Origin of the sequence: Tateyamaria armeniaca, from assembly GCF_045797845.1 — a bacterium.
Lineage (GTDB): Bacteria > Pseudomonadota > Alphaproteobacteria > Rhodobacterales > Rhodobacteraceae > Tateyamaria > Tateyamaria armeniaca.
In genome coordinates this window covers 29,401-54,244 of sequence record NZ_JBHDIY010000003.1, presented here as the reverse complement: position 1 = coordinate 54,244, position 24,844 = coordinate 29,401, and the positions used below count along the sequence as shown (strand labels likewise).

The 24,844-nt window shown below is 61.5% G+C and carries 25 protein-coding genes and 2 pseudogenes; 16 read left to right on the top strand and 11 right to left on the bottom strand.

Going from position 1 to position 24,844, the window contains the following annotated elements:
- The first annotated feature begins 7 nt into the window (after positions 1-7).
- From ACERZ8_RS21085 to dxs, 14 genes and pseudogenes are all read left to right on the top strand, one after another.
- Positions 8-888: pseudogene (locus tag ACERZ8_RS21085) on the top strand (polyprenyl synthetase family protein).
- The gene (locus ACERZ8_RS21080) at positions 885-2,000 is read left to right on the top strand and encodes a methyltransferase (protein ID WP_407594408.1); all 1,116 of its coding nucleotides are present in this window, start codon (positions 885-887) and stop codon (positions 1,998-2,000) included. Before ACERZ8_RS21085 ends, ACERZ8_RS21080 begins: the two are co-directional and overlap by 4 nt.
- 133 nt (positions 2,001-2,133) lie before the next feature.
- Positions 2,134-3,069 carry a chlorophyll synthesis pathway protein BchC gene (bchC, locus tag ACERZ8_RS21075; protein WP_407594407.1) on the top strand — a complete coding sequence of 312 codons (936 nt, stop codon included), beginning with the start codon at positions 2,134-2,136 and terminating at the stop codon, positions 3,067-3,069.
- Between the two features lie 3 nt (positions 3,070-3,072).
- Positions 3,073-4,074: a chlorophyllide a reductase iron protein subunit X gene (locus ACERZ8_RS21070; RefSeq protein WP_407594406.1), complete on the top strand. Its 1,002-nt coding sequence runs from the start codon at positions 3,073-3,075 to the stop codon at positions 4,072-4,074.
- On the top strand, positions 4,061-4,252 hold the full coding sequence (locus tag ACERZ8_RS21065) for a hypothetical protein (protein WP_407594405.1): 192 nt from the start codon (positions 4,061-4,063) through the stop codon (positions 4,250-4,252). Before ACERZ8_RS21070 ends, ACERZ8_RS21065 begins: the two co-directional genes overlap by 14 nt.
- Positions 4,249-5,817, top strand: coding sequence for a chlorophyllide a reductase subunit Y (bchY, locus tag ACERZ8_RS21060; protein ID WP_407594404.1), 1,569 nt, complete (start codon positions 4,249-4,251; stop codon positions 5,815-5,817). The genes ACERZ8_RS21065 and bchY overlap by 4 nt, the downstream gene beginning before the upstream one ends.
- Positions 5,817-7,307, top strand: a complete 1,491-nt coding sequence (gene bchZ, locus ACERZ8_RS21055; RefSeq protein WP_407594403.1) for a chlorophyllide a reductase subunit Z — start codon at positions 5,817-5,819, stop codon at positions 7,305-7,307. Before bchY ends, bchZ begins: the two co-directional genes overlap by 1 nt.
- The gene (gene pufQ, locus ACERZ8_RS21050) at positions 7,304-7,531 is read left to right on the top strand and encodes a cytochrome PufQ (protein WP_407594402.1); all 228 of its coding nucleotides are present in this window, start codon (positions 7,304-7,306) and stop codon (positions 7,529-7,531) included. The genes bchZ and pufQ overlap by 4 nt, the downstream gene beginning before the upstream one ends.
- Before the next feature lie 186 nt (positions 7,532-7,717).
- Entirely contained in the window at positions 7,718-7,861 is a 144-nt protein-coding gene (gene pufB / locus ACERZ8_RS21045; protein WP_299733696.1) for a light-harvesting antenna LH1, beta subunit, read from the top strand.
- 14 nt (positions 7,862-7,875) lie between these two features.
- Complete coding sequence (gene pufA / locus ACERZ8_RS21040) at positions 7,876-8,034, top strand: light-harvesting antenna LH1, alpha subunit (protein ID WP_299733698.1); 159 nt, start codon at positions 7,876-7,878, stop codon at positions 8,032-8,034.
- 136 nt (positions 8,035-8,170) lie between these two features.
- The gene (gene pufL, locus ACERZ8_RS21035; protein ID WP_407594401.1) at positions 8,171-9,034 is read left to right on the top strand and encodes a photosynthetic reaction center subunit L; all 864 of its coding nucleotides are present in this window, start codon (positions 8,171-8,173) and stop codon (positions 9,032-9,034) included.
- Positions 9,035-9,038: 4 nt separating this feature from the next.
- On the top strand, positions 9,039-10,028 hold the full coding sequence (gene pufM, locus ACERZ8_RS21030) for a photosynthetic reaction center subunit M (RefSeq protein ID WP_407594400.1): 990 nt from the start codon (positions 9,039-9,041) through the stop codon (positions 10,026-10,028).
- A 1-nt stretch (position 10,029) separates the two neighbouring features.
- Positions 10,030-11,151, top strand: a complete 1,122-nt coding sequence (gene pufC, locus ACERZ8_RS21025; protein ID WP_407594399.1) for a photosynthetic reaction center cytochrome PufC — start codon at positions 10,030-10,032, stop codon at positions 11,149-11,151.
- A 234-nt stretch (positions 11,152-11,385) separates the two neighbouring features.
- Positions 11,386-13,302: a 1-deoxy-D-xylulose-5-phosphate synthase gene (gene dxs, locus ACERZ8_RS21020; protein ID WP_407594397.1), complete on the top strand. Its 1,917-nt coding sequence runs from the start codon at positions 11,386-11,388 to the stop codon at positions 13,300-13,302.
- Between the two features lie 9 nt (positions 13,303-13,311).
- On the opposite strand, the gene ACERZ8_RS21015 is transcribed toward dxs, so the two are convergent.
- The 11 genes from ACERZ8_RS21015 to ACERZ8_RS20965 form a co-directional block, all read right to left on the bottom strand.
- Complete coding sequence (locus ACERZ8_RS21015; protein ID WP_407594396.1) at positions 13,312-14,103, bottom strand: alpha/beta fold hydrolase; 792 nt, start codon at positions 14,101-14,103, stop codon at positions 13,312-13,314.
- Complete coding sequence (locus ACERZ8_RS21010) at positions 14,090-15,094, bottom strand: P1 family peptidase (protein ID WP_407594394.1); 1,005 nt, start codon at positions 15,092-15,094, stop codon at positions 14,090-14,092. Before ACERZ8_RS21010 ends, ACERZ8_RS21015 begins: the two co-directional genes overlap by 14 nt.
- A 50-nt stretch (positions 15,095-15,144) precedes the next feature.
- Positions 15,145-15,495 carry a cupin domain-containing protein gene (locus ACERZ8_RS21005; RefSeq protein WP_407594392.1) on the bottom strand — a complete coding sequence of 117 codons (351 nt, stop codon included), beginning with the start codon at positions 15,493-15,495 and terminating at the stop codon, positions 15,145-15,147.
- A complete protein-coding gene (locus tag ACERZ8_RS21000; RefSeq protein WP_407594391.1) occupies positions 15,492-16,232 on the bottom strand; it encodes an SDR family oxidoreductase in 741 nt (246 codons plus the stop codon). The genes ACERZ8_RS21005 and ACERZ8_RS21000 overlap by 4 nt, the downstream gene beginning before the upstream one ends.
- Before the next feature lie 73 nt (positions 16,233-16,305).
- A complete protein-coding gene (locus tag ACERZ8_RS20995; protein WP_407594390.1) occupies positions 16,306-17,031 on the bottom strand; it encodes an SDR family NAD(P)-dependent oxidoreductase in 726 nt (241 codons plus the stop codon).
- Between the two features lie 128 nt (positions 17,032-17,159).
- Complete coding sequence (locus tag ACERZ8_RS20990; RefSeq protein ID WP_407594389.1) at positions 17,160-18,602, bottom strand: aldehyde dehydrogenase family protein; 1,443 nt, start codon at positions 18,600-18,602, stop codon at positions 17,160-17,162.
- Positions 18,599-19,063: a GNAT family N-acetyltransferase gene (locus tag ACERZ8_RS20985; protein WP_407594387.1), complete on the bottom strand. Its 465-nt coding sequence runs from the start codon at positions 19,061-19,063 to the stop codon at positions 18,599-18,601. The genes ACERZ8_RS20990 and ACERZ8_RS20985 overlap by 4 nt, the downstream gene beginning before the upstream one ends.
- Positions 19,060-20,634, bottom strand: a complete 1,575-nt coding sequence (locus tag ACERZ8_RS20980) for an ABC transporter ATP-binding protein (protein WP_407594386.1) — start codon at positions 20,632-20,634, stop codon at positions 19,060-19,062. The genes ACERZ8_RS20985 and ACERZ8_RS20980 overlap by 4 nt, the downstream gene beginning before the upstream one ends.
- Positions 20,631-21,446, bottom strand: a complete 816-nt coding sequence (locus ACERZ8_RS20975) for an ABC transporter permease (RefSeq protein ID WP_407594384.1) — start codon at positions 21,444-21,446, stop codon at positions 20,631-20,633. The genes ACERZ8_RS20980 and ACERZ8_RS20975 overlap by 4 nt, the downstream gene beginning before the upstream one ends.
- Positions 21,443-22,390 (bottom strand): ABC transporter permease, encoded by a 948-nt coding sequence (locus ACERZ8_RS20970; protein ID WP_407594382.1) that lies wholly within the window; start codon positions 22,388-22,390, stop codon positions 21,443-21,445. The genes ACERZ8_RS20975 and ACERZ8_RS20970 overlap by 4 nt, the downstream gene beginning before the upstream one ends.
- A gap of 12 nt (positions 22,391-22,402) precedes the next feature.
- Positions 22,403-23,035 carry a TetR/AcrR family transcriptional regulator gene (locus ACERZ8_RS20965; RefSeq protein WP_407594381.1) on the bottom strand — a complete coding sequence of 211 codons (633 nt, stop codon included), beginning with the start codon at positions 23,033-23,035 and terminating at the stop codon, positions 22,403-22,405.
- Positions 23,036-23,110: 75 nt separating this feature from the next.
- Between ACERZ8_RS20965 and ACERZ8_RS20960 the strand changes: the two genes are divergently transcribed.
- Entirely contained in the window at positions 23,111-23,689 is a 579-nt protein-coding gene (locus ACERZ8_RS20960) for an NAD(P)H-dependent oxidoreductase (RefSeq protein WP_407594379.1), read from the top strand.
- Between the two features lie 39 nt (positions 23,690-23,728).
- Positions 23,729-24,819 (top strand): annotated as a pseudogene (locus tag ACERZ8_RS20955) (acetoin utilization protein AcuC).
- Positions 24,820-24,844: the final 25 nt, after the last annotated feature.

The following is a 24,844-nucleotide window of genomic DNA, read 5'->3' as shown; positions in this document are numbered from 1 at the left end:
GACCGGCATGGGCCTGAACACACGGATTGAAGCGGCAATTGCAAATGCGGTCGCGTCAGGTCAGGGGGCAGGGCGCGCCACCCCCCCAAGCTGGCAAGTGCCCTGCATTATGCAACAGCCCCCGGCGGTGCCCGCATTCGGCCCACCATCCTGATGTCAGTTGCCATGGCGTGCGGTGATGATCGCCCCGGGGTGGCTGATGCTGCTGCGGCAGCGCTTGAACTTATCCATTGCGCAAGCCTCGTCCATGATGATCTGCCCTGCTTTGACGACGCGGATATGCGGCGCGGCAAAGCCAGCGTGCACCGCGCCTATTCCGAACCGTTGGCCGTGTTGACCGGTGACAGCCTGATTGTCCTTGCCTTCGAAATTCTGGCCCGCCAGTCGGCGATTGCACCGGAACGGGTGGCGCAATTGATTGTGACACTGGCACAGCGCACTGGCATGCCCGGTGGCATTTGTGCAGGGCAGGGCTGGGAAAGCGAAAGCGAAGTTGACCTCAAGGCCTATCACCAGGCCAAGACCGGCGCATTGTTTATCGCCGCCACGCAGATGGGCGCCATCGCTGCGGGCCAAGAGGCCGAGCCGTGGTTCGAATTGGGTGACAGGATTGGCGAAGCCTTTCAGGTGGCCGATGATCTGCGTGATGCGCTGTATGATGCCGACACGTTGGGCAAACCGGCAGGGCAGGACGATCTGCATGGCCGTCCCAATGCCGTGACCCAACTGGGTGTGCAGGGGGCGATAAGCCGCCTCAAGGATATTCTCGGCGGGGCCATCGCCTCGATCCCCAGTTGCCGGGGCGAGGCGCAACTGGCCGAAATGGTGCGCATGTATGCCGAGCGTTTGACGCCTGTGGTCGCCAACACCACCGTGCCCGGCGAATGACAAGCGAGGCGGCCAACCTGCCTGCATGGCGCGGCGGTTGGATGAACCGCCTGATCGCGCGCCCGGGGTTTCAAAGCTGGGCCAGCCGATTTCCCCTGACACGCGGTCGCGCGCGCGCCGATGGTGCGGCGCTGTTCGATGTGGTGCAGGGCTTTGTTCAAAGTCAGGTGCTGATGGCGCTGGTCGAGCTGGACGCGTTCCGCCGCCTGCGCGCGGGTGCGCAAAGTGCCGAAGCGCTTGGGCGTGCCTGTGACATTCCGACGGACCGGATGCAGGTGTTGTTGCAGGCGGGCGCAGCCCTTGGCCTGCTCAAGCGTAAACGCGACCGCTATGCCCTGGCCCGCAAGGGGGCGGCCCTGATGGGCGTGCCGGGTCTTGAGGCGATGATTCGTCATCACAAGGCGTTCTATGATGATCTGCGTGACCCGGTTGCCTTGCTGCGCGGCCCGGATGAAACGAAGTTGAGCCAGTTCTGGCCCTATGTCTTTGGCGCGGATGTGCCACCCGCAGATGCGGCGACTTATTCCGATCTGATGGCACAATCCCAGCGCCTTGTGGCTGAAGACACGTTGCGCGCGGTGTCGCTGAAAGGCGTGTCGCACCTTCTGGATGTGGGTGGCGGCACAGGTGCATTCCTAGAGGCGGCGGGGCGCGCGACGCCCGGTATGCAGATGACCCTCTTTGATCTGCCCGCTGTCGTACCAGCGGCGCAGGGGCGCTTTGACGCAGCGGGCATGGCAGACCGTGTTGAGATTGTTCCCGGGTCCTTCAGGGATCAGGCGCTTCCGCATGGGGCGGACGCGGTTTCGTTGATCCGTGTTCTCTATGATCACTCCGATGACACAGTGCGCGCGTTGCTGGCCCGGGTCTATGACGCGTTGCCTGCTGGCGGACGCTTGATCATCTCTGAACCCATGGGCGGCGGTGCGCGGCCCGACCGGGCGGGGGATGTGTATTTCGCATTCTACACGATGGCGATGCAGACGGGGCGCGCCCGGTCTGCTGCCGAGATCGAGGCGCTGGTCACTGAGGCGGGGTTTTCCCAAGTGCATAGCCCGGCACCGGCGCGGGCTTACGTCACGCGCGTTCTCACCGCTGTCCGGCCAAACTGATTTGCAGGGAAAGTGTCCATTTGGATTGACACATTGATGTGTCTAACTAGAATGACACTATTGGACGCAAGTACGCCCTGAGTCTCTGCACCCCGGATGACCGAGCAAATACTGCGAAAAAAGGGAGAACCACGTGCAAACATCCGCTGTCCTGCTGAACGGTCCCAAAGACCTCGCAGTTGACACTCTGGCCCTGACAAAGCCCGGGCCGGCGGACCTTGTTGTGCAGGTGAGCCATTCGGGCATCTCGACAGGAACGGAGAAGCTGTTCTGGTCGGGCGAGATGCCGCCCTTTCCCGGCATGGGCTATCCACTGGTCCCCGGCTACGAGGCTGCGGGCGAAGTTGTGGAAGCTGGATTGCTGACAGGTTTCAAACCCGGTGACCGCGTATTCGTGCCCGGTGCAAATTGCTACGAAGGGGCCTTTGGCCTGTTCGGCGGTGCCGCACGCACGCTTGTCACAGACAGTGAGCGGGTGACACGCATCGATGCGGGCTTTGGCTCGAGCGGTGCGTTGCTGGCGCTGGCTGCCACGGCGCGTCATGCGATGGCGGGCATGAACAAGGCCGTGCCGGACCTGATCGTTGGCCACGGAGTGCTGGGCCGCTTGCTGGCCCGTCTGACCATTGCCGCGGGTGCGCCTGCGCCGACCGTCTGGGAAATCGATCCCGCCCGCCGGACCGGATCGACAGGCTACGAAGTCATGGACCCCGACGAGGACCCGCGCCGCGACTACACATCCATCTATGATGCCTCGGGGCAGGGTGCCCTGCTCAATGACCTTGTTGGTCGCATTGCCAAGGGGGGCGAGATCGTACTGGCCGGGTTCTATTCCGCGCCGCTGTCTTTTGCCTTCCCGCCCGCCTTCATGAAAGAGGCGCGGTTCCGCGTGGCTGCGGAATGGACGCGCGAAGACCTCGCCGCCACGCGCGCGCTGGTCGAATGCGGCGCGCTGAGCCTTGGCGATCTGATCACACATACGCGGCCCGCCACTGATGCGCGCGCCGCATACGAACAGGCGTTCACCGATGGTGACTGCCTGAAAATGATTTTGGACTGGGAGCACTAGGCCGTGAAAGATGAAGTACCAAATTTGAAAGACTTCGATCAGCGCCTGCGTGACGAGGCCAACGAAGACCTTGCGGACATCGTATCCGAAGAGCCCACCAGCAAGACCCAGATTATCGCGATCTATGGCAAAGGCGGGATCGGCAAATCCTTTACCCTTGCCAACCTGAGCCACATGATGGCCGAGCAGGGCAAGCGTGTGCTGCTGATCGGGTGCGATCCGAAATCCGACACCACCAGCCTGCTGTTTGGCGGCAAGGCCTGTCCAACCATCATCGAAACCTCGACCAAGAAAAAGCTGGCGGGCGAAGAGGTGAAGATTGGCGACGTCTGTTTCAAACGCGGCGGTGTGTTCGCGATGGAGCTTGGTGGTCCCGAGGTGGGGCGCGGCTGTGGCGGCCGTGGCATCATTCACGGTTTCGAGCTGCTGGAAAAGCTAGGCTTTCACGATTGGGACTTTGATTACGTCCTGCTCGATTTCCTTGGCGACGTGGTCTGTGGCGGCTTTGGCCTGCCCATCGCGCGGGACATGGCGCAAAAGGTGATCCTGGTGGCCTCCAACGATTTGCAATCCCTGTACGTCGCCAACAACGTCTGTTCCGCCGTTGAATATTTCCGCAAGCTGGGTGGCAATGTGGGTGTGGCCGGTCTGGTCATCAACAAGGATGACGGATCGGGCGAGGCGCAGGCCTTTGCCGACGCCGTGGACATCCCGGTGCTCGCGTCCATTCCGCAGAATGACGACCTGCGCAAGAAATCCGCCAACTACCAGATTGTCGGCACGGCCGAATCCGAATGGGGCACTTTGTTTGCTGCCTTGGGTGACAACGTGGCCGTGGCCCCGCCCGTGCGCCCGGCCCCCCTGGATCAGGATGCTTTGCTGGGTCTGTTCGATGCCTCGGAAACCGGTGGTGACGTCGTTCTGGAACCTGCAACCGACATGGACATGCGCGGCAAGAACGCAGAGCCCAAGGCATCACTGGAGGTAATTTATGATGACGCATGACACCTCTGAAATCCTTGAGCGTGTTGAACGGTCGCAGCGGGTGATTGCAGACAGCAGGCTCGTCGCCCGGTCTGGCAAGGTTTCGATTGCCCAGGCGCAACAGCTGGTCAAGCAAACGCATGCCGTCTGCATCCAGACCAAACAGATCACGCGCCGTTGCTGTGAGGATCAGGCTTGAGCCCCAAGGTCACATACGATGCGGCAGACGCAGTCGAGGTGACTGCCGGGCACCCGCGCGAGGCAGAGATGCCAGCGGTGTCCGAACCGGTCGACGGGCTTGGCTGTCACTCCGGTTCCGAGATGGAGAAGGCCGCGCGTATGGCCGGCAATTCCGAGATGCTCGACAAATTTGCCGCTGACTATCCGCAAGGCCCCCATGACAAACCGCAGTCGATGTGCCCGGCCTTTGGATCCTTGCGCGTTGGTTTGCGGATGCGGCGCACGGCCACAGTGCTGAGCGGGTCGGCCTGCTGTGTCTATGGCCTGACTTTTGTGTCCCACTTCTACGGCGCGCGCCGGTCTGTCGGCTATGTGCCCTTCAATTCCGAAACGCTGGTCACCGGCAAGCTGTTCGAGGACATCCGCGAAAGCGTGCACGACCTTGCTGATCCGGAAAAATACGACGCGATCGTCGTGACGAACCTGTGCGTACCAACGGCGTCTGGTGTGCCATTGCGTCTGCTGCCGGACGAGATCAATGGCGTGCGGATCGTCGGCATTGACGTGCCCGGATTTGGTATCCCGACCCATGCCGAGGCCAAGGATGTGCTGGCTGGTGCAATGCTGAACTACGCCCGTCAGGAGGTTGAAGCCGGACCGGTCGCCGCCCCCGTCGGTGGCAAGTCGGATCGCCCGACAGTTTCTATGTTGGGCGAAATGTTTCCGGCCGATCCAATGATAATCGGACAGATGCTGGCCCCGCTTGGTCTGGCCGCTGGCCCGGTTGTGCCCTGCCGTGAGTGGCGCGAGCTTTATGCCGCCCTTGATTGTTCGGTCGTGGCCGCGATCCATCCGTTCTACACGGCCTCTGTGCGCGAATTCGAGGCTGCAGGCCGCCCGATTGTGGGCTCCGCCCCCGTGGGCCGTGACGGGACAGCGGCGTGGCTGGCCAATATTGGTGCTGCGCACGGTGTCAGTGCCGCCCAGATCGGGGAGGCGCAAAACGCCGTTCTGCCCGCGATCACCGGCGCGTTGGCCGCAACCCCCATTCTGGGCACGATCACCCTATCGGGCTACGAAGGCTCCGAATTGCTGGTTGCCCGGCTGCTGATCGAAAGCGGCGCGGATGTGCCTTACGTTGGCACCGCCTGCCCACGCACGCCGTGGAACGCGGAGGATCAGGAATGGCTGGAGGCGCGTGGCGTCAAGGTGCAGTTCCGCGCGTCCCTCGAAGATGACTGTGCCGCGATGGAAGCGGTGCAGCCCGATCTGGCCATCGGTACGACGCCCGTCGTCCAGAAGGCCAAAGAGCTGGGCATTCCCGGTCTCTATTTCACCAACCTGATTTCCGCGCGCCCGCTGATGGGTGTGGCGGGTGCCGGGTCACTTGCGACGGTGATCAACGCCGCCATCGGCAACAAGACTCGCATGGAGCATATGAAGGCGTTCTTTGAAGGCGTCGGCACAGGCGATACAGCCGGTGTCTGGGAAAGCACACCAAATGTGCGGGAGGATTTCCGGGCGCAGAACCAGAAGAAGATTGAACGTCAGCAGAAGGCCGCCAAGGCCGCGGAGATGATCTGATGCTGATTATGGATCACGACAGGGCAGGGGGCTATTGGGGCGCGGTCTATGCGTTCTGTGCCGTGAAGGGCCTGCAATGTGTGATCGACGGACCTGTGGGTTGCGAGAACCTGCCGGTGACCTCTGTGCTGCATTACACCGATGCGCTGCCACCCCACGAACTGCCCATCGTCACCACGGGTCTGGGCGAAGAAGAGCTGGGCCGGGACGGCACCGAAGGCGCGATGAAGCGGGCTTGGGGCACGCTGGACCCGGCACTGCCTGCGGTTGTTGTGACCGGATCGATTGCCGAGATGATCGGCGGCGGTGTCACGCCCATGGGCACCAACATTCAAAGATTTCTGCCACGCACCATTGATGAGGATCAGTGGGAAGCGGCGGACCGTGCAATGACTTGGATCTTCACCGAGTTTGGCATGACGAAAGGGCGCATGCCGCCCGAGAAGAAACGCGAGGAAGGTGCGCGTCCTCGCGTCAATATCCTCGGTCCGATGTATGGCACGTTCAACATGCCATCCGATCTGGCCGAGATCCGCAGACTGGTCGAAGGGATCGGCTGCGAGGTCAACATGGTGCACCCGCTGGGTGCCCACGTGGCCGAAATGCGTAATCTGGTAAATGCCGATGTGAACATCTGCATGTACCGCGAGTTCGGGCGTGGATTGTGTGAGCTTCTTGCCAAGCCATACTTGCAAGCCCCGATAGGGGTCGAGAGTACCACCAAGTTCCTGCGCGCACTGGGGACCTTGGTGGATCTCGACCCCGAACCTTTTATCGAGCGCGAAAAGCATTCGACGCTCAAACCTGTGTGGGACCTTTGGCGGTCTGTCACGCAGGATTTCTTTGCCACGGCGTCCTTTGCGGTTGTCGCAAACGAGACCTACACGCGCGGCATTCGTCAGTTCCTTGAGGACGACATGGGCCTGCCTTGCGCCTTTGCGGTTGCGCGGGTGGCAGGCAAGAAGACCAACAACGAAGAGGTCCGCGCCTGGATGAGCCAGAAGCGCCCCCTCGTTGTCTTTGGCTCGATCAACGAAAAGATGTATCTGGCGGAGCTGAAAGGCGGGCACGGACCGTCCCCGGCCTTTATCCCGGCCTCTTTCCCGGGTGCTGCGATCCGCCGTCATACCGGCACGCCCATGATGGGTTATGCCGGCGCAACCTACCTTATTCAGGAAGTGTGCAATGGCCTTTTCGATGCCCTGTTCCACATCCTGCCTTTGGCCTCCGAAATGGATGCGGCCGAAGCCACCCCAACGACCCTGCGCCGTGACTTCCCTTGGGATGCCGACGCGCAGGCCATGCTTGACCGGATTGTTGAGCAACACCCCATCCTGACCCGGATATCCGCGGCAAAAACCCTGCGCGATGCGGCTGAGCAAGCAGCCCTCGCCAGTGGTGCAGACCGGGTCGTGATCGAGACTGTGCGTGCATTAGACCCGACCCTAGCCGGGTCGTCAGAGACTGTTTCCGAGGGAGGAACACCATGACTGACGCAACATCCAATATCGTCACTGAAGCGCCGAAGAAGCGCGGCGGAGAGAAGACCGAATTCATGGTCTATTTCGCAATCATCTTTGTGGCGACGCTGCCGCTGGCCTGCCTCACATGGGCACTGGCCGCGATCAAGTCGCGCAGTTTCACGGACAAGGGCCCGATGGCCCGGGCGTGGACGCAGGCGCGGATCATCACGCCGATGATCTTCAACGCGTGAGCCTGACGGCCCGACATAAACTTGCGCGCCCGACGGCGCGCAACACCGCATTTCTCAGCTTGTGTGCGCCTGCTGGGATATCGAACTGGACGCCTGGCAACAGGTGGACAGAACCCGGAGGGGGCAACCCCGATGGACCCGGCCGCGGGGTGCGCGGCATCAGCAAATTATTCCGGAGGAATACTTATGGCTGAAAACCTGTCTTTCACAGGTCTCACAGACGAGCAGGCGCAAGAATTGCACGCTGTCTACATGAGCGGGCTCTGGCTGTTTTCAGCCGTTGCCGTCGTTGCTCATTTGGCAGTGTTCATCTGGCGTCCGTGGTTCTGAGGAGGGATTAGCAAATGGCAAAGTTCTACAAGATCTGGCTCATCTTTGATCCCCGTCGTGTGTTTGTCGCACAAGGCGTTTTCCTGTTCCTGCTTGCAGCGATGATTCACCTCGTCCTGCTGAGCACGGACCACTTCAACTGGTTCGAACTGGCCGCGCAAAACGCCCAGTAAGACCCGGCTGAAGCTGGACAAAGCAAAGTTGCGGGCGGGGCGAACAGTGCGCCCTGGCCTGCCCGCAACAAACCAACATTCAAAAGACGGCCTTGGCCCCGCAACGGGTCGCGCCGCCAACTGCGGAGTTTGAGAGATGGCACTGCTATCCTTCGAGAGAAAGTATCGCGTCCGAGGCGGGACGCTGATCGGCGGCGATCTGTTCGACTTTTGGGTCGGCCCATTCTACGTGGGCTTTTTCGGTGTCACGACGGCCTTTTTCACCCTTCTGGGTACGGTTCTGATCTTCTGGGGTGCCTCACAGCAAGGAACGTTCAATCCCTGGCTGATCAATATCGCGCCGCCCGACCTCAGCTATGGTCTGGGCATGGCGCCGCTGCTGGAAGGCGGGCTGTGGCAGATCATCACCTTCTGTGCCACGGGGGCTTTCATCAGTTGGGCGCTGCGCGAAGTTGAAATCTGTCGCAAGCTGGGGATGGGCTATCACGTGCCCATCGGCTTCAGCTTTGCCATTCTGGCCTATGTCACACTGGTCATCTTCCGCCCGCTTCTGATGGGCGCGTGGGGTCACGGGTTTCCATATGGGATTTTCAGCCACCTCGACTGGGTGAGCAACACAGGATACGCCTACCTGCACTTCCATTATAACCCTGCGCACATGCTGGCCGTGACGTTGTTCTTTACCACAACGCTCGCTCTTGCCCTGCACGGCGCGCTGATCCTGTCCGCGGCCAACCCCGAAGAAGGGGAAGAGGCCAAGACACCCGATCACGAAGACACGTTCTTCCGCGACTTCATCGGCTATTCGATCGGCACGCTCGGCATTCACCGTCTGGGCTGGCTGCTGGCGATCAACGCGGTGTTCTTTTCGGCCGTCTGCATTATCATCTCTGGTCCCGTCTGGACGGCAGGCTGGCCCGAATGGTGGAATTGGTGGCTGAACCTGCCGATCTGGGGCGCGGACCCGTTGCCTGTCTATCAATCCGGACTGGGGGGCTGATCACATGAAAATCGAGTATCAGAACATCTTCACGCAGGTGCAGGTTCAGGGCAAACCCGAATGGGGCATGGACGACAGCGGCGAGATGCTGGTCGAACGGATCGGCACGCCGTGGTTCTCCAAACTTGCGGGCCTGATCGGGAACGCGCAGATTGGCCCGCTTTATCTGGGCTGGACCGGTATGGTGTCGCTGGCTACGGGCCTGATCTGGTTCGTCATGGTTGGCATCAGCATGCTGAGCCAGGTGGGCTATTCCATCCCTGAATTCATCCGCCAACTGTTCTGGCTGGCGCTTGAGCCACCAAGCCCGGAATACGGGTTGAGCATGCCGCCGCTTGATGAGGGCGGCTGGTACATCATCGCCAGCTTCTTTCTGTTGGTGTCGGTGATGACGTGGCTGCTGCGCAGCTACCTGCTGGCGGCCAATCACAAGATGGGCAAGCACGTGTTCTGGGCCTTTGCCAGTGCGGTGTGGTTGTTCCTTGTGCTGGGTCTGTTCCGCCCCGTCCTGATGGGATCGTGGAGCGAGGCCGTGCCTTACGGCATCTTCCCGCACCTTGATTGGACGACCGCGTTTTCAATCCGCTACGGCAACCTCTATTACAACCCGTTCCACTGTCTGAGCATCGTGTTCCTCTATGGCTCTGTCCTGCTGTTCTGCATGCATGGCGGCACCATTCTGGCGGTGACCCGCTATGGTGGGGACCGTGAGTTGGAACAGATCTATGACCGCGGCACGGCGACCGAGCGCGCCGCCCTGTTCTGGCGCTGGACCATGGGGTTCAACGCCACGATGGAAGGGATTCACCGATGGGCCTGGTGGTTTGCGGTGCTGACCCCGATCACGGGCGGCATCGGTATCCTGCTGACCGGGACGGTCGTGGACAACTGGTTCATATGGGCGCAGGAACACAATTTCGCGCCGATGTATGACGGGGCCTATGGCTACGAAGATTACGGCTCGTACGAAGCCTTCATTGGGAAGGAGAACTGATATGTTTCCCAAGTGGTTTGACAAATGGAACGCGGACAATCCCACGAACATCTTCGGACCCGCAATTGCCATTGGCGTCGTTGGCTCGGCGGTCTTTGCCGCCGCGCTGATCGTGACATGGGGCAACCCATACCAGACGGAAAGCATGCAGACGGGTCCACGCGGCACGGGCATGTCGGTGCCGGAATACAACGTCTCGCGCACCGCCCCTGATCCCACGATCGAGGCCTATTACACCGAAGAACCCTACATTCCCGAGGGTGGCGAAGAACTGGCCAAGGACATCTACGAAAACGTACAGGTGCTGGGCGAGTTGACAGACGACAACTTTAACCGGGTAATGCTGGCGATCACGCAATGGGTGTCACCGGAAGAGGGATGCGCCTATTGCCACGGCGACGGTGATCTGGAGACTTACGGCGCGGATGACCTTTACACCAAGGTCGTCAGCCGCCGCATGATCCAGATGACGCAGAACATCAACGAGAACTGGGATGCGCATGTCAACGCTGTCGCAGAGGTTGGTGTGAACTGCTACACCTGTCACCGGGGCCAGAACGTGCCATCCGACATCTGGTTCAACGTCACGCCCGTGAACGAAAACGCCAGTGGCTGGGCTGCAGTGCAGAACCGCGCCACGCCGATGAGCACCTCTACTTCGCTGCCATCCAACGCGCTTGAGGTTTACCTCACCGATTACGACAGCCTTGTGAATGTGCACGATCTGGACAGCCGCGTCGCCGGTGTGCCGGGCATCGATGATGGCATCGCGACCATCCAGAAGACCGAGATGACGTTCTCCCTGATGAACTATTTCTCGAACTCGCTGGGTGTGAACTGTGTGTTCTGCCACAACAGCCGCGCGTTCTATGATGCTGCGCAATACACGCCGCAATGGGGCATCGCCCAGATGGGTCGCCAGATGGTGATCGAGATGAACCAGGAATACCTGATCCCGCTTGAGGACCAGTATCCGCCGGAACGTCTTGGACCAATCTATGCAGACGCGCCCAAAGCGGCCTGCCGGACCTGCCACAAGGGTTATCAACGCCCGATGCAGGGTTTGAATGTCACGGATGACTGGCCCGAATTGGTCTCGTCCGAGGCGCCGGTTTACGAATGATGCGGTAGGGCGGGGTTAAACCCCGCCTTACGGCTGATATGCAGCGGCCTGTCCGCAGCGGCCAGGTTCGGATCAATGGCTTCCTTGATCCGGGCACGGGGTCCTAGACTCCGGTTCCCTTCCTGTTGGCTACAGGAACCTGGCGCCGTGCCTGTTCAGTCCGGCACGGCGCCTTTTCGCCCCAAGACCCGCAGGCAAGGCGGGTCCGGGTGAAGAGTTGAAAGGATGTGCGCAATGACTAAGACCCCGATCCTGGACCGTGTCGCGGGCCCCGCTGACCTCAAAACCCTGTCGGACGGCGATCTGGCGCGCCTCGCGGATGAGTTGCGCGTAGATGTCATCGACGCCGTCAGCAAAACCGGAGGCCATCTGGGATCATCCCTTGGCGTGGTCGAGTTGACCGTCGGCATTCACGCGGTGTTCGACACGCCGCGCGACAAGGTGATCTGGGATGTTGGTCACCAGTGCTATCCGCACAAGATCCTGACAGGGCGCCGCGACCGGATGGGCACACTCCGCCAGAAGGATGGCCTGAGCGGGTTCACCAAACGCGCCGAGAGTGATTATGACCCCTTTGGTGCCGCGCATTCCTCGACGTCGATCTCTGCTGCTCTTGGCTTTACGGTCGGGCGTGACATGGGCATGCCAACTGGCGACGCCGTGGCCGTGATTGGCGATGGGTCCATAAGTGCAGGTATGGCTTACGAGGCGCTCAACAACGCAGGCCACGAGGGCCGCCGTTTGTTCGTGATCCTCAACGACAATGAGATGTCGATTGCCCCGCCCACGGGTGCGATGAGCACGTATTTGTCCAACCTCACGCGCAACTCGCCCCTCGCCCCGCTTCAGGCCATCGCCGAAGGTATGGAGCAAGCCCTGCCCAAACCCATGCGCGACGGTGCGCGCCGCGCCCGAGAGATGGTGACGGGTGTAGAGAGCAAGGGCACGTTTTTTGAAGAGCTGGGCTTTGACTATATCGGTCCCATCGACGGACATGACATGGGGCAGGTTTTGTCCGTGCTGCGCGGCGCGCGGGCGCGTGCAACGGGTCCGGTCCTCATTCATGCCTGTACGGTCAAGGGTAAGGGATACGCCCCCGCCGAAGGTTCGGCGGACAAGTATCACGGCGTCTCGCGCTTTGATGTGAAAACCGGCACGCAGACCAAGGGCAAAAGCAACGCGCCGTCCTATACATCCGTATTCGGGACAACGCTGGCCGATCTGGCCGCGCGCGACCCGTCCATCGTTGCCGTGACGGCTGCGATGCCGTCGGGCACAGGTGTCGACAAGATGGCTGAACTTTTCCCGGCCCGCGTCTTTGACGTGGGCATTGCGGAACAGCATGGGGTGACATTTGCGGCTGGAATGGCCGCGTCGGGCCTCAAACCGTTCTGCGCAATCTATTCCACGTTCCTGCAACGCGGGTACGATCAGGTGGTGCATGACGTGGCCTTGCAGGGTTTGCCGGTGCGCTTTGCCATTGATCGCGCTGGTCTGGTGGGCGCGGATGGGGCGACCCATGCCGGGTCTTTTGACATCGGATACCTTGCGGCACTGCCGGGCATGGTTGTCATGGCCGCAGCGGATGAGGCAGAGCTGATGCATATGGTCACTACGGCGGCTGGGCATGACAGTGGACCGATTGCCTTCCGCTATCCCCGCGGCAACGGGCGCGGTGTCGACATGCCCGAGCGCGGTGAAGTCCTGGAAATTGGCAAGGGCAGGATGATCCAAGAGGGATCTGACATCGCGCTTCTCTCGTTGGGCACGCATCTGGATGAATGCGAACGTGCCGCGGCCTTGTTGGAAGCCGAAGGCCTGTCTGTCAGCATCGCGGATGCCCGTTTTGCCAAGCCGCTGGATATGGACCTGATCCGCGATCTGGCGTCACGCCATTCGGTGCTTGTCACAGTCGAGCAGGGGGCCATGGGTGGCTTTGGCGCGATGGTGCTGCAGGCGATGGCGCGTGAAGGTTTGCTTGATCAGGGGCTGAAGGTTCGCACGATGTGCTTGCCCGACCGGTTTATCGATCAGGCCGGACCGGACGAGATGTATGCGGACGCGGGCCTGAATGCAGACGGGATTGTCGAAACGGTGCGCGCCGCTGTGGGTGCAATGCCAACCAATGTTGTGGACCTCAAGCGCAGCTGACGCCTGCCCTCAGATGGTGTGCTTGGCCGCAAATGCACAGACAAGGCCAGCCACGTTTTCCGGCGCGTCCCAATGGATCGAGTGCCCGGCCTCTTCAACGATGTGATGTGGCAGGTGGCCGAGTACGGCCAGTGCGTGATCAGGCGGCACAACCAGATCAAGCGCGCCCACCAGCACCTGCGTTGGGCATGCTGGTGTGGCCAGATCAGTGCCATCAAAGTCGCGCAGAGCGTTCAGTTGATGTTCCATTGCATCTGCGGATTGTACGTGAGGATAGGCAAGGCTGTCTGCCACCGCCGCGTCCACCGCTGCCGGATCGTGATAGACGCGCGGGTTGAAGAGCCACGGAAACAAGGCCCTCAGCCACGTGTCTTGCGGCGCGCCCGAGCGGCGAATGGCGATCAGGGTTTCAAACAGGGCGGTGTTGCGCGGCAATCGGATCGGCGCAGATGCGGCAACATGGGTCGAGGCGAGCCGTTCGGGTGCCACCTGCGCCATGTGCAGCGCGATGATCCCGCCCATGGAGTGGCCGAGGACGTGGAACCGTTCGAACCCCAGATGGTCCATCAGGGCAAGGCCATCCTTGCACATCAGATCAATGCTGACAGGCGCGTCCCAGGGGGTGGTTTGTCCGGTGGTACGATTGTCGATGCGGATGCACGTGAACTGATCGGACAGCAGCGGCACGAGCGGTGTCCAGCTTGCATGATCAGACATGAAGCCGGGCAGCATCAACAAGGGCGGGCCGTCGCCGGTGACCTCGAAGTGCAGTTGCACGTCGCTGCGCTCAAGTCGGGGCATTAAGGTCGCTCCATGTTGGCAGCAGGTCATCTGGCGCAGCGGTGGCGGCATAGACCCCGCGCGCAATCGCGCGGCTGAGGCAGAGCGCGGCGGCATGGCCAATCATGCCAAGGTCACTTTGACTGTTCATAGGTTGCCCCCCTTTTGAAACGCTGAACACCAGATCACCATCACCGGGGCTGTGCGCAGGCACGCAGGCCCGCGCGATCCCGTCATGGGCGGCGATGGCGACGCGCTGGCACTGCGCCTTGTCGAGTGCTGCGTCCGTCGCGACAATGGCGATTGTCGTGTTTGCCCGTTCCAGCATTGCCGTCAGCTTGCGGCTGTCGAGGGTGCGCCCAAGCCCGCTGGTCGGATCCGGTCCTAGCCCGCCAAATTCGCCATCGATCTCGTAAGGTGCAGCCCAGAAATGCCGCTCACCCGGAGTGGTGACACTGCCCATCGGGTTTGCCGCCACAAGGGCCGCGACGGTGATGCCGCTGTCGAGTACCAGCGAGGCCGTGCCAAGCCCACCTTTCATCATGGCCGTCATCGCGCCTGTACCCGCACCAATGGTGCCAATGGCCGTGGATGTGGTTGCCGCCTCGAAGGCCTGACGCCCCAATGCAGGGTAGGGCGATGTCGCCCAGTCCTTGTCCCCGCCAGAGAGCAGATCGAAGATGATGGCGCCCGGCACCAGCGGGATGATGGCATTGCCAACTCGGTATCCGCGCCCTGCATCCCGAAGGCCCGCAACCACCCCGGAACAGGCATCAAGCCCGTAGGCAGACCCGCCCGACAACACCAGCGCGTCCACCTGCGCCACCGATTTGTCCGGTGCCAAAAGGTCGGTTTCGCGGGTCCCCGGCGCACCGCCCAGTACGGACACCGCAGCGGTGAAAGGCGCGTCTGCCGTCAGCACTGTGACCCCTGATTTCAACGCATCGTCCTGCGCGTTGCCGACCTTGAGCCCGGCAATATCCGTGATCGCGTTTTGCGGGCCTGGGGTCATTTTTGATTCAGTGCCTCCGGCGGGAGTTTTCTTGGCGAGATGAAGGTGGATCAGATGCGCGGTTTGGGCGCGGCTGTTGATGGATCGCCTGTGTTGGGGACACCTTTGGGTTCGATCAGCAGCACTTTGCATTCCGTTTCCGCACGGGGGCGATGCGTGACGCCGCGTGGCACGACGAACAATTCCCCCTGCCTGACAGTGTGGGATTGTTCGTCGAGGTCCATGACCATTTCGCCCTCGAGCACGAGAAAGAAGTCGTCTGTGTCTTCATGCAGATGGAACGGAAATGCGCCCTGAAACTTCACCACCATCACGTCATTGTCGTTGTAATCGGCGATGACGTGGGGATCCCAGTGGGTGCTGAACTGCGCCAGCTTTTCGGCAAGGTTGATGGGTTTCATATGCAGCGTCCTCCGTCCACTTCCATCGCGACGCCCGTGATCATCGATGCCGCGTCCGAGCACAGGAATGTCGCTGCGGCCCCCATGTCTTCGGGCGTGGAGAACCGCCCCAGCGGGATGGTTGACAGGAACTTGGCACGGATTTCGGGGGTGTCTTCGCCCATGAAGGATTTGAGCAGTGGCGTTTCCCCGGCAACTGGGTTCAGGGCGTTGACGCGAATACCATGCGGCGCGAGTTCGACGGCCATCGCTTTGGTTGCCGTAATCATCCAGCCTTTGGAGGCGTTGTACCAGTTGAGGTTCGGGCGCGGCGAAACCCCTGCGGTGGAGGCGATGTTGAGGATCGCGCCTGTTTTGCGTGACTTGAAATGCGGCACGAGGCTGCGCGCGCTCAGGTAAACTGATTTGGCGTTCACGGCGAGCACGCGATCGAAATCTTCTTCGCTCACCTCTTCCATGGGTTTGGGTAGGTGGGTGATGCCTGCATTGTTCACCAGAATGTCGAGATGGCCCATGGTGGCCAATGCGTGGTCGGCCATCGCCTGAACGGAGGCACCGTTTGCGACGTCAACCTGCACGCTGTGCCCGCCTATTTCAGAGGCGATATCGCTGGCCCCGTCGCCATTGATGTCAGCCGCCATAACGGTTGCCCCCTGTGCGGCAAAGGCCCGTGCGATCCCTGCGCCGAAACCGCTTGCGGCCCCGGTGACAAGGGCGGTTTTGCCGTTCAGTTGCATACGCGATCTCCGTCAGTACCGTTTTGCATGGTTTCGCAGTTGCGCCATGGTTTCAAGGGTGGCGTGCGTAAGATCACGCCGTGGCCCGTCCACCGGATTGATCAAAGCAGAAGCCGGTGGAGAAGCTTGCCTCGTCGCTGGCCAACCAGCAGGCCATTGCGGCGATTTCCTCGACGGTGCCAAAGCGGCCCATGGGGATCTTGGATTGTATGAAGTCGATATGCTCTTGCGTCATCTGATCAAAGATTGCGGTGCGCACTGCTGCGGGTGCAATGGCGTTGCAGGTCACGCCTGAGGTGGCGAGTTCCTTCCCCAGTGATTTGGTGAGGCCGATGACCGCCGCCTTTGAGGATGAATAGGCGGGGGCGTTGGGGTTCCCTTCCTTTCCGGCGATGGATGCGATGTTGACGATCCGCCCCCAGCCCTTGGCCTGCATCAATGCGGCAGCTGCGCGACAGCAGTAAAATAAGGCGTTCAGATTTAGGGCGTGTACGGCCAGCCAGTCGGCCACCGGGTACTCCCATGTGGTCGTATTGGGCCCTGTTATGCCTGCCGAACAGACGAGGATGTCGGGATTGGCCTCGCCCATCGCACTTGCTACGGCATCGGCGTCGGTGACGTCGATCTGGAGCGTGGTGCAGCCGGGCAGATCAATAGCGTTGAGCGCGTCGGCATTGATGTCCCAGACCTCGACACTTCCGCCCTCGGCCAGGATGCGCCGCGTGATCCCATAGCCCAGACCCGCCGCCCCTCCGGTCACAACTGCGTGGCGGCCCTGAAAACGGTTTTCAAAGATCATGGGTGGTCTCCTGTAACGAAGTCGAGACGATGGATGTGGCGCAACTGACCATCCCCGTCTGACATTGATTTTTCATAGATAAAGCCGAGGCGTGGCCAAATGGTGCGGGCCAGTGCAATTGCATTATGTCAGCCATGATGCGCAGCCACGGTTTTCAGCGTGGAAAAGCCATAAAGTGCCTCGAACCCCTTTTCACGACCATGGCCGGATTTTCCAACTCCACCAAAGGGCAGTTCGACTCCGCCCCCTGCACCGTAATTGTTGATGAACACCTGGCCCGCGTGCAGCCGTTTTGCCAACCGCATCTGGCGCGCGCCGTTTGCAGTCCAGATGCTGGCGACAAGGCCGTAGTCGGTGCTGTTTGCAATCGTGACGGCCTCATCCTCGGTATCGAAGGGGATGAGGACCTGAACGGGGCCAAAGATTTCTTCGCGCGCAAGGGTATGATCGGGGGGCACATTGTCGAACAGGGTGGGCAGAACATAAGCGCCGGTGTCAGGGGCGACGACCATCTGCCCCTGCGCGGCGATGGTTAGGTTTGCGCCTTCGTTCAAGAACCCCTCGACAATCTGCTTTTGGCGGGTGGAGATCAGTGGACCAACGCGCAAGTCGTCCATTGCGGGGCCAACAGTCAGCTCGCCATAGGCTACTGCCATGCGATCCCTCACGTTCTCGTAGACACCGCGCTGCACAAGGATGCGAGACGAGGCGGAACAGGTCTGCCCCGCATTCTGGATGCCCGCGTTAACGAGAAAGGGCAGGGCCGCGTCGATATCGGCGTCGTCAAAGACCAGTTGCGGCGACTTCCCGCCCAGTTCCAGCGTGACGGGGACGACATTCGCGCCAGCTGCCTGTTGCACCAAGGCACCCGTGCGCACTGATCCGGTAAAGCTGATGTGCTGCACGCCGGGATGGGCTGCGAGGGCGGCTCCGGCCTCTGGCCCACGTCCGGGAGCGACGTTCAACGCGCCGTCGGGCAAGCCCGCCTCGGCGCAGATATGGGCGAAGGCGAGGGCAGTCAGGCACGCTTCTTCCGCTGGCTTCAGCACGGATGCATTGCCCATGGCCAGGGCCGCCCCGACCGACCGTCCGATGATTTGCATCGGGTAGTTCCACGGCACGATATGTCCGGTCACGCCATGCGGTTCGCGCAATGTGTAGACGGTATAGCCGTCCAAGTAGGGAATGGTTTCGCCCATCACCTTGTCCGCTGCGCCACCGTAGAATTCCATGTAGCGGGCAAGGGCGACGGCATCCGCGCGGGCCTGTGACAAGGGTTTGCCGACGTCATGCGCCTCGATCTCGGCCAGTTGATCGACGCGGGCGAGAACTGCGCGCCCGATGTCACTCAGGATACGGCCCCGCTCTGTCGCGCTCATCCGCCCCCAGGCACCTGCGCGCGCGGCATTGGCCGCAGCAACCGCGGCGTCGATGTCAGCCGCTTGCCCTGCGGCGATCTGAGCAAGCTCCGTTCCGTCCGAAGGGTTGATCAGCGTCAGCGTTCCGGTAGCAGGACGCCATGAGCCGCCAATCAGCATGAGGGACGGATCGAACCAGAGGGCCTGCGTCATGGCGCACCTTTATAGTCAAACGTATAGCTGTGGCACTGATATGGCGTCAGCGCGGGACCGCGCGCAAGCCTTGTGATCGCGGGCAGCGAAGGCAAAAGCCGATCCCAGAACCGGATTGTGCCGGGCAAGGCCTTGGCAACACCAAGCGCCCATCGCCCCGGATGGCGGGCGAAACAGAGTGTGGCCGCGTGCGTACCGATGCCCGCATCGCGCCAGTCCGGCAATATACAGAATTCGGACAATTCGTGATGTGTCCCTGTGCGCTCGATCAGCGCGAAACCGACACGTTGGTCAGATTGCGAAACAAGCAGCGGATAAATGTCGGGGTCCTCGAACCAGTCGGTCACTTCTTGCAGTGGCGGCCCAGCCCTGTCGGGGACGAGCTCGCGGAAATATGCGCTCGCCGCGTCATGCAGCCACGCGGTTTGATCTTGTGACAAGGGCATCAGGGACAGGGTCATGCGGTGCCGGTCCGGGGTAGCACCGGGGCGGCGTCAATCAGCGTTTGCGTGTAGGGGTGTTGCGGGTTGTTGAACACGTCTTCTGTCGCGCCCTGTTCAACGATCTTGCCATTTTGCATGACCAGCACGCGGTCGGTGATGCTGCGCACGACACTCAGATCGTGACTGATGAAAAGGTAGGTCAGGTCGTATTCACGGCACAGCTCTGCGATCAGATCGAGGATCTGCGCACGAACGGACACATCGAGCGCACTGACCGCTTCGTCGAAAACGATGAGTTCTGGTCGGATGATCAAGGCGCGCGCGATGGCAAGGCGCTGGCGCTGTCCGCCGGAAAACTGGTGCGGGTACTTTTGGGCATCATCGGGTGACAGGCCGACCGCCTGCAACGCTTCGGCAATGCGCGCATCCCGATCTGCAGGCGGTCTTTGCAGCAGATGGAAAGGTTCGGTGATCAACCGCGCAACCCGGTGGCGTGGATTAAAGCTGCCATAAGGGTCCTGAAACACCACCTGCATTTTGCGCCGCACATCCAGGTTGGGCGTGCCGTGGGAATAGACCGGCATGCCGTCCAGCAGAATGTCACCGGATTGCACAGGCTCCAACCCCAGAATGGCGCGGGTCAGGGTGGATTTGCCGCAACCGGATTCCCCGACCAGACCGACCCGCCCACCACGCGGGATGTCAAAGCTGACCAGATCGACTGCACGAAACGAGCCCGGATCGGTGAAGAGCCCGGTGCGGGGCAGGGTGTAGTCGCGAATGACGTTGCGCACCCGAAGCAGGGGCGCGTTTTCCACCGGGTCCGGCAGCGTTGCCTGATGGGCCGAGGCCGCAAAAAGCGCTTTGGTGTAAGGATGCTGCGGTGCGTTCAGCAGCGCCACAGTCTCGCCCGCCTCGACCACGCGCCCGTGTTGCATGACGGTGATGCGCTGCGCCATTTGCGCGACCACAGCCAGATCATGGGTGATCATCAACAAGCCCATGCCGTCCTCGCGCGCAAGATCCACAAGCAGGTCGAGGATCTGTGCCTGCGTGGTCACATCAAGTGCGGTGGTCGGTTCGTCTGCGATCAGCAGCTTAGGGCCGCAGGCGATGGCGATGGCGATCACGACCCGCTGGCGCTGCCCGCCCGATAGTTCGTGGGGATAGCGTCGAGGCGAGATGCCTTCCAGCCCCACCCGCGCCAGCACGTCGGCGGTGCGCGCGGTCGCATCCATATCCGGGCGATGCAGATGCACCGTCTCGGCCACCTGCGCGCCGATGGTTTGCACAGGGTTCAGCGCCGTCATCGGTTCCTGAAACACCATGCCAACGCGGTCGCCGCGCAGGGCACACATCCGCGCCTCGCTCAGCCGCGTGACGTCGTCCCCGTCGAGGATCACCTCGCCCCGTGTCTCGCTCCCATCCGGCAACAGTTGCATGATGGCTAGCGCCGTCATTGATTTCCCCGACCCGCTTTCGCCTGTGACGGCGACGACTTCACCCGGTTCGACGCGCAGGGATACGTCCTGCAGGATTGGTGTGCCGTGAATGGACAGCGACAGTTTGTTGATCTCAAGCAGGCTCATACCCGCGCCACCCGAAGGCGCGGGTCAAGGGCGTCGCGCAGGCCGTCGCCCAGCAGGTTGAGCCCCAACACGGTCAGGATGATGGCAAAGCCGGGCACCAGCGCCATGTGCGGCGCGATGGAAACCAGCGTCTGTGCGTCCGCCAGCATCCGCCCCCAGCTTGGCGTCGGGGGCTGCGCGCCAAGGCCGACATAGGACAGCGCGGCCTCGGCCAGGATGCCAAGGCTGAACTGGATTGTGGCCTGCACGATCAACAGATTCGTGATGTTGGGCAGGATATGTTCGACGCTGATGCGGGCCGACCCCTTGCCTGCCACCCGTGCGGCCATGATGAATTCGCGCGCCCAGAGGGGTAGGGCGCCGCCGCGTGTGACACGCGCGAAGACGGGGATGTTGAAAATGCCGATGGCGATAATGGCGTTGATGGCACCGGCACCAAAGATAGCGGTGATCAGGATCGCGATGACAAGGCTGGGAAAGGCAAAGATCAGATCGTTGCCGCGCATGATGATCTCATCCACCCAGCCACCCTGCCGCGCAGCCGCCCAAAGGCCAAGTGGCACGCCGAGACCGATGCCGATACCGACCGCCACGATAGCCACTGCGATTGAGGTGCGCGCGCCGACCATGATCATCGAAAACATGTCGCGCCCGAAATGGTCTGTCCCGAACCAATGGGTGCCATTGGGCGTCTGCAATTTGGCCGGGATGTCCATCGCAGTATGATCGAATGGCGTCCAGATGAAGGACACCAGTGCCGCCAGAACCATGAGTGCCGACAATACGCCGCCAAGGATGAGCGTACGGCTCATGTCCGCGCCCTCAGCCGCGGATCAACAGCAGCGTAAGCAAGATCGACGGCAAAATTCACCACGATCACGGCAAACACCAGAAGCATGGTCACGGATTCAACCACGATCAGGTCGCGGGCCGAGATAGATTGAAAGATGAGCCGCCCCAGCCCGGGCAGGTAGAACACCTGTTCAATGATGATCCCGCCCGCCAGCAGGAAGGAAAACTGCAAGCCCAAGATCGTCAGCACCGGGATCATCGCATTGCGCAAGCCATGACGCCGCAGTGCCTGCCCGCGGGTGAGGCCCTTGGCGCGCGCAGTGCGCATGAAGTCCTCTCCGAGCACGTCCAGAAGAGCGGATCGCATGACGCGCGCAAGGATCGCAGCTTGGGGCAAGGCCAGTGCAATCGCGGGCAGGGTCAGTGACTTCATCGCTGCAAAGAACCCTTTGTCCCAGCCTGCAAAACCACCAGCGCTGAACCAGCGCAAGTTGATCGCAAAGACCAGCACCAGCATCATCGCGAACCAGAAATTGGGGATGGCAACGCCGATCTGGGTGGCGCCCATCACGCCAACATCGCCCGCCTTGCCGCGTCGCGAGGCTGCATAGATGCCTGCGGGAAAGGCGATCAACGTGGAAAGGGCCAGCGCATAAAGCGCCAGCGGCAGCGACACCCACAGACGATCACCGATCATCTGCGCCACGGGTGTGCGGTATTGATAAGACATGCCAAAATCGCCCTGCACCATGCCCCCAACCCAAGCCAGATACCGCTGCACCTTGGACTGGTCGAGGCCGAGTTCCGCGCGCAGGGCTGCCAGCGTGTCTTCCTGCGCGTTGATCCCCAGCATGAACGAGGCCGGATCGCCCGGCGCCACCTCGATCACGGTGAAAATCACCAGCGACGCGATGGCGAGGCTGATCAACAGGGATACAAGGCGTTTGAGGGCATAGCGCAGCATTTGCCCGCGACGTTAGGCGGGGTCCTTTGTATGCGCAAGCACGTCCGAAAGGGCGCCCGCGTCTTGCGCCAATGCTGCAAGGGCCAGTCCGCGAATGGTGGCGAGGTAGCACTCCTGATCCCAGCCACAGGTCTGGGTCAGATTTTCCCAAGTGCGCACGGACAGGAGCGTCCAAAGCAGGTCGGTGGCCTGTTCGGGATCGGTTTTCGGGGGCAGGGTGCCTTCATCGGCCAGGGCCTTCACAGCGGCGGCGCAGCCTTCGCGCATGTCAGCCATGCGGGTGTTCCACGCCTGCGCCGCTTCGACATCCGTATCCACGACCGCCAAAATTGCGCGCGCCACGCCGTAGATCTGGGGAATGTAGTTGCCCCACGCGGTGACAAACGCATCCAGCCGCTCGGTCCCGGATCGCGCTGTGCGACTGGGGGCAAGGGCGGCGTTCACGTCATTGGTCTGATCCTGATAGCGCGTGGCCGCCACCAGAACATCCGTTCGGCTGGGAAAGTGCAGATAGACTGCCTGCCGGCTGACGCCGGAGGCTTTGGCGATGTCGGACATCGTCGGCAGCTTGGCATTCGGTTTTTCCAGCAAGGACAATGTCGCTTGCAGAATTTTGGTCGGGGTATCGATAGAAGTGCTTGACATGCAGTAAAGTAGCGCTTAGTTGACAGGCTGTCAATTGACACAGTGTCAAGCAAGTCTGAAGAAAGGAAGAACACCATGACCAAACGTATTTTCATCTGGGTGGCGCACCCGAAACCGAATTCGCTGAATGCCGCGCTGGCCGCGCGCTATGCCAAGGGGGCAAAGGCAAATGGGGCCGACGTCCGCGTTATGGCGCTGGCTGATATGCAGGTCGATTCCGGCTTTGACGGTTATGACAGCCCGCGCGATCTCACTCCTGATCTGGCCACCTGGCAGGACAATATCCGCTGGGCGGATCACGTGATGATCGTGCACCCCTATTGGTGGGGCGCAATGCCCAGCAAGGCCAAGGCGGTGCTGGATGCGGCCCTTTTGTCGGGCTTTGCCTACAAGTATCACGGGCCGGGCATGGGCTGGGACAAGCTGCTTGAGGGGCGCACGGGCGATGCGATCATCACGTCCGATACGCCCGTGTGGATCGACACGCTGATCTATCGCAGCCCGGGGCGGCGCGTGATGCGCAATCAGGTCATGAAGTTCACCGGGATCAAGCCACGCAATGTGGTGCAGATGGGGTCTGTGAAACTGGCCAAACCCGCCAAGATCGACACATGGCTTGCGCGGGCCGAGACTATGGGAGCAGCGGCCGCCTAAAGTGTCGCCCTTGCGCGTTAAACATCTATGTAGGGGGCCATGACACGCCCCCTTTTCATCGGCTCCGAGATTTATCGCGGATCAAGCTATGGCCGCTGGCACCCTTTGCGGGTGCCCCGCGTCTCGACGGTGATGGACCTGTCACGTGCGATGGGCTGGCTGCCGTCCGAGGTCTACGTGCCAAGCCCTCGGGTGAAGCCTGCCGCTTTAACCATATGGCACACGCCGAACTATGTCGCCGCCCTGAAGGCCGCCGAAGCCGCGCAATCCGTAAACGAGGCCGTGCGCGCCCGCCACGCCCTTGGCACGCCCAACAACCCCGTATTTCCCGAAATGTATCGCCGCCCCGCAACGGCTGCGGGCGGGTCATTGCTGGCGGGCGAATTGCTGGCCACGGGCGGGATCGTCTACCACCCGGCAGGTGGCACCCATCACGGAATGCCGGATCGGGCAGGGGGTTTTGCTATCTCAATGACCCTGTCCTCGCGATCCTGTCGCTGCGGCGAAACGGGGCGGAGCGGGTCGCTTACATTGACATCGACGCACATCATCCCGACGGTGTCGATCATGCCTTTGGCCGCAACCCGGATGTGCTGATGATCTCGGTTCACGAGGAAGGGCTGTGGCCACGCACGGGCGCGTTGGGCGCAACGGATACGCTGGTCAACCTGCCGGTGCCACGTGGCCTCAACGACGACGAAATGGCGCTGATCCGGGATCAGGTTATCCTGCCGCGCGTCACCAATTTTCGCCCCGATGCCATCGTCCTGCAATGCGGAGCCGACGGGGTCGAGGAAGACCCACAAGCCCACCTTTCACTGTCCAATCAGGCGCACTGGGCCATCGTACGCAGTCTGATGGGTCTTACCCCCCGCCTTTTGGTTCTGGGTGGCGGCGGTTACAATCCATGGTCCGTCGGGCGCTTGTGGACAGGGGTGTGGGCCACGCTGAACGGCTTTGACATACCCGAACGCGTCACACCGGCAGCCGAAAAGGCGCTAAGGGCACTGCGTTTTGATGGAAACCGCAGGGGCAAGAACCCTCCTGCACACTGGTTCACGACCTTAGCGGACAAACCGCGTCACGGCCCCATAAGCGACACTGTGCGGCAAAGGATCAAAATGCTCTGATCCCGGCTTCACCTTGCCAAATAAA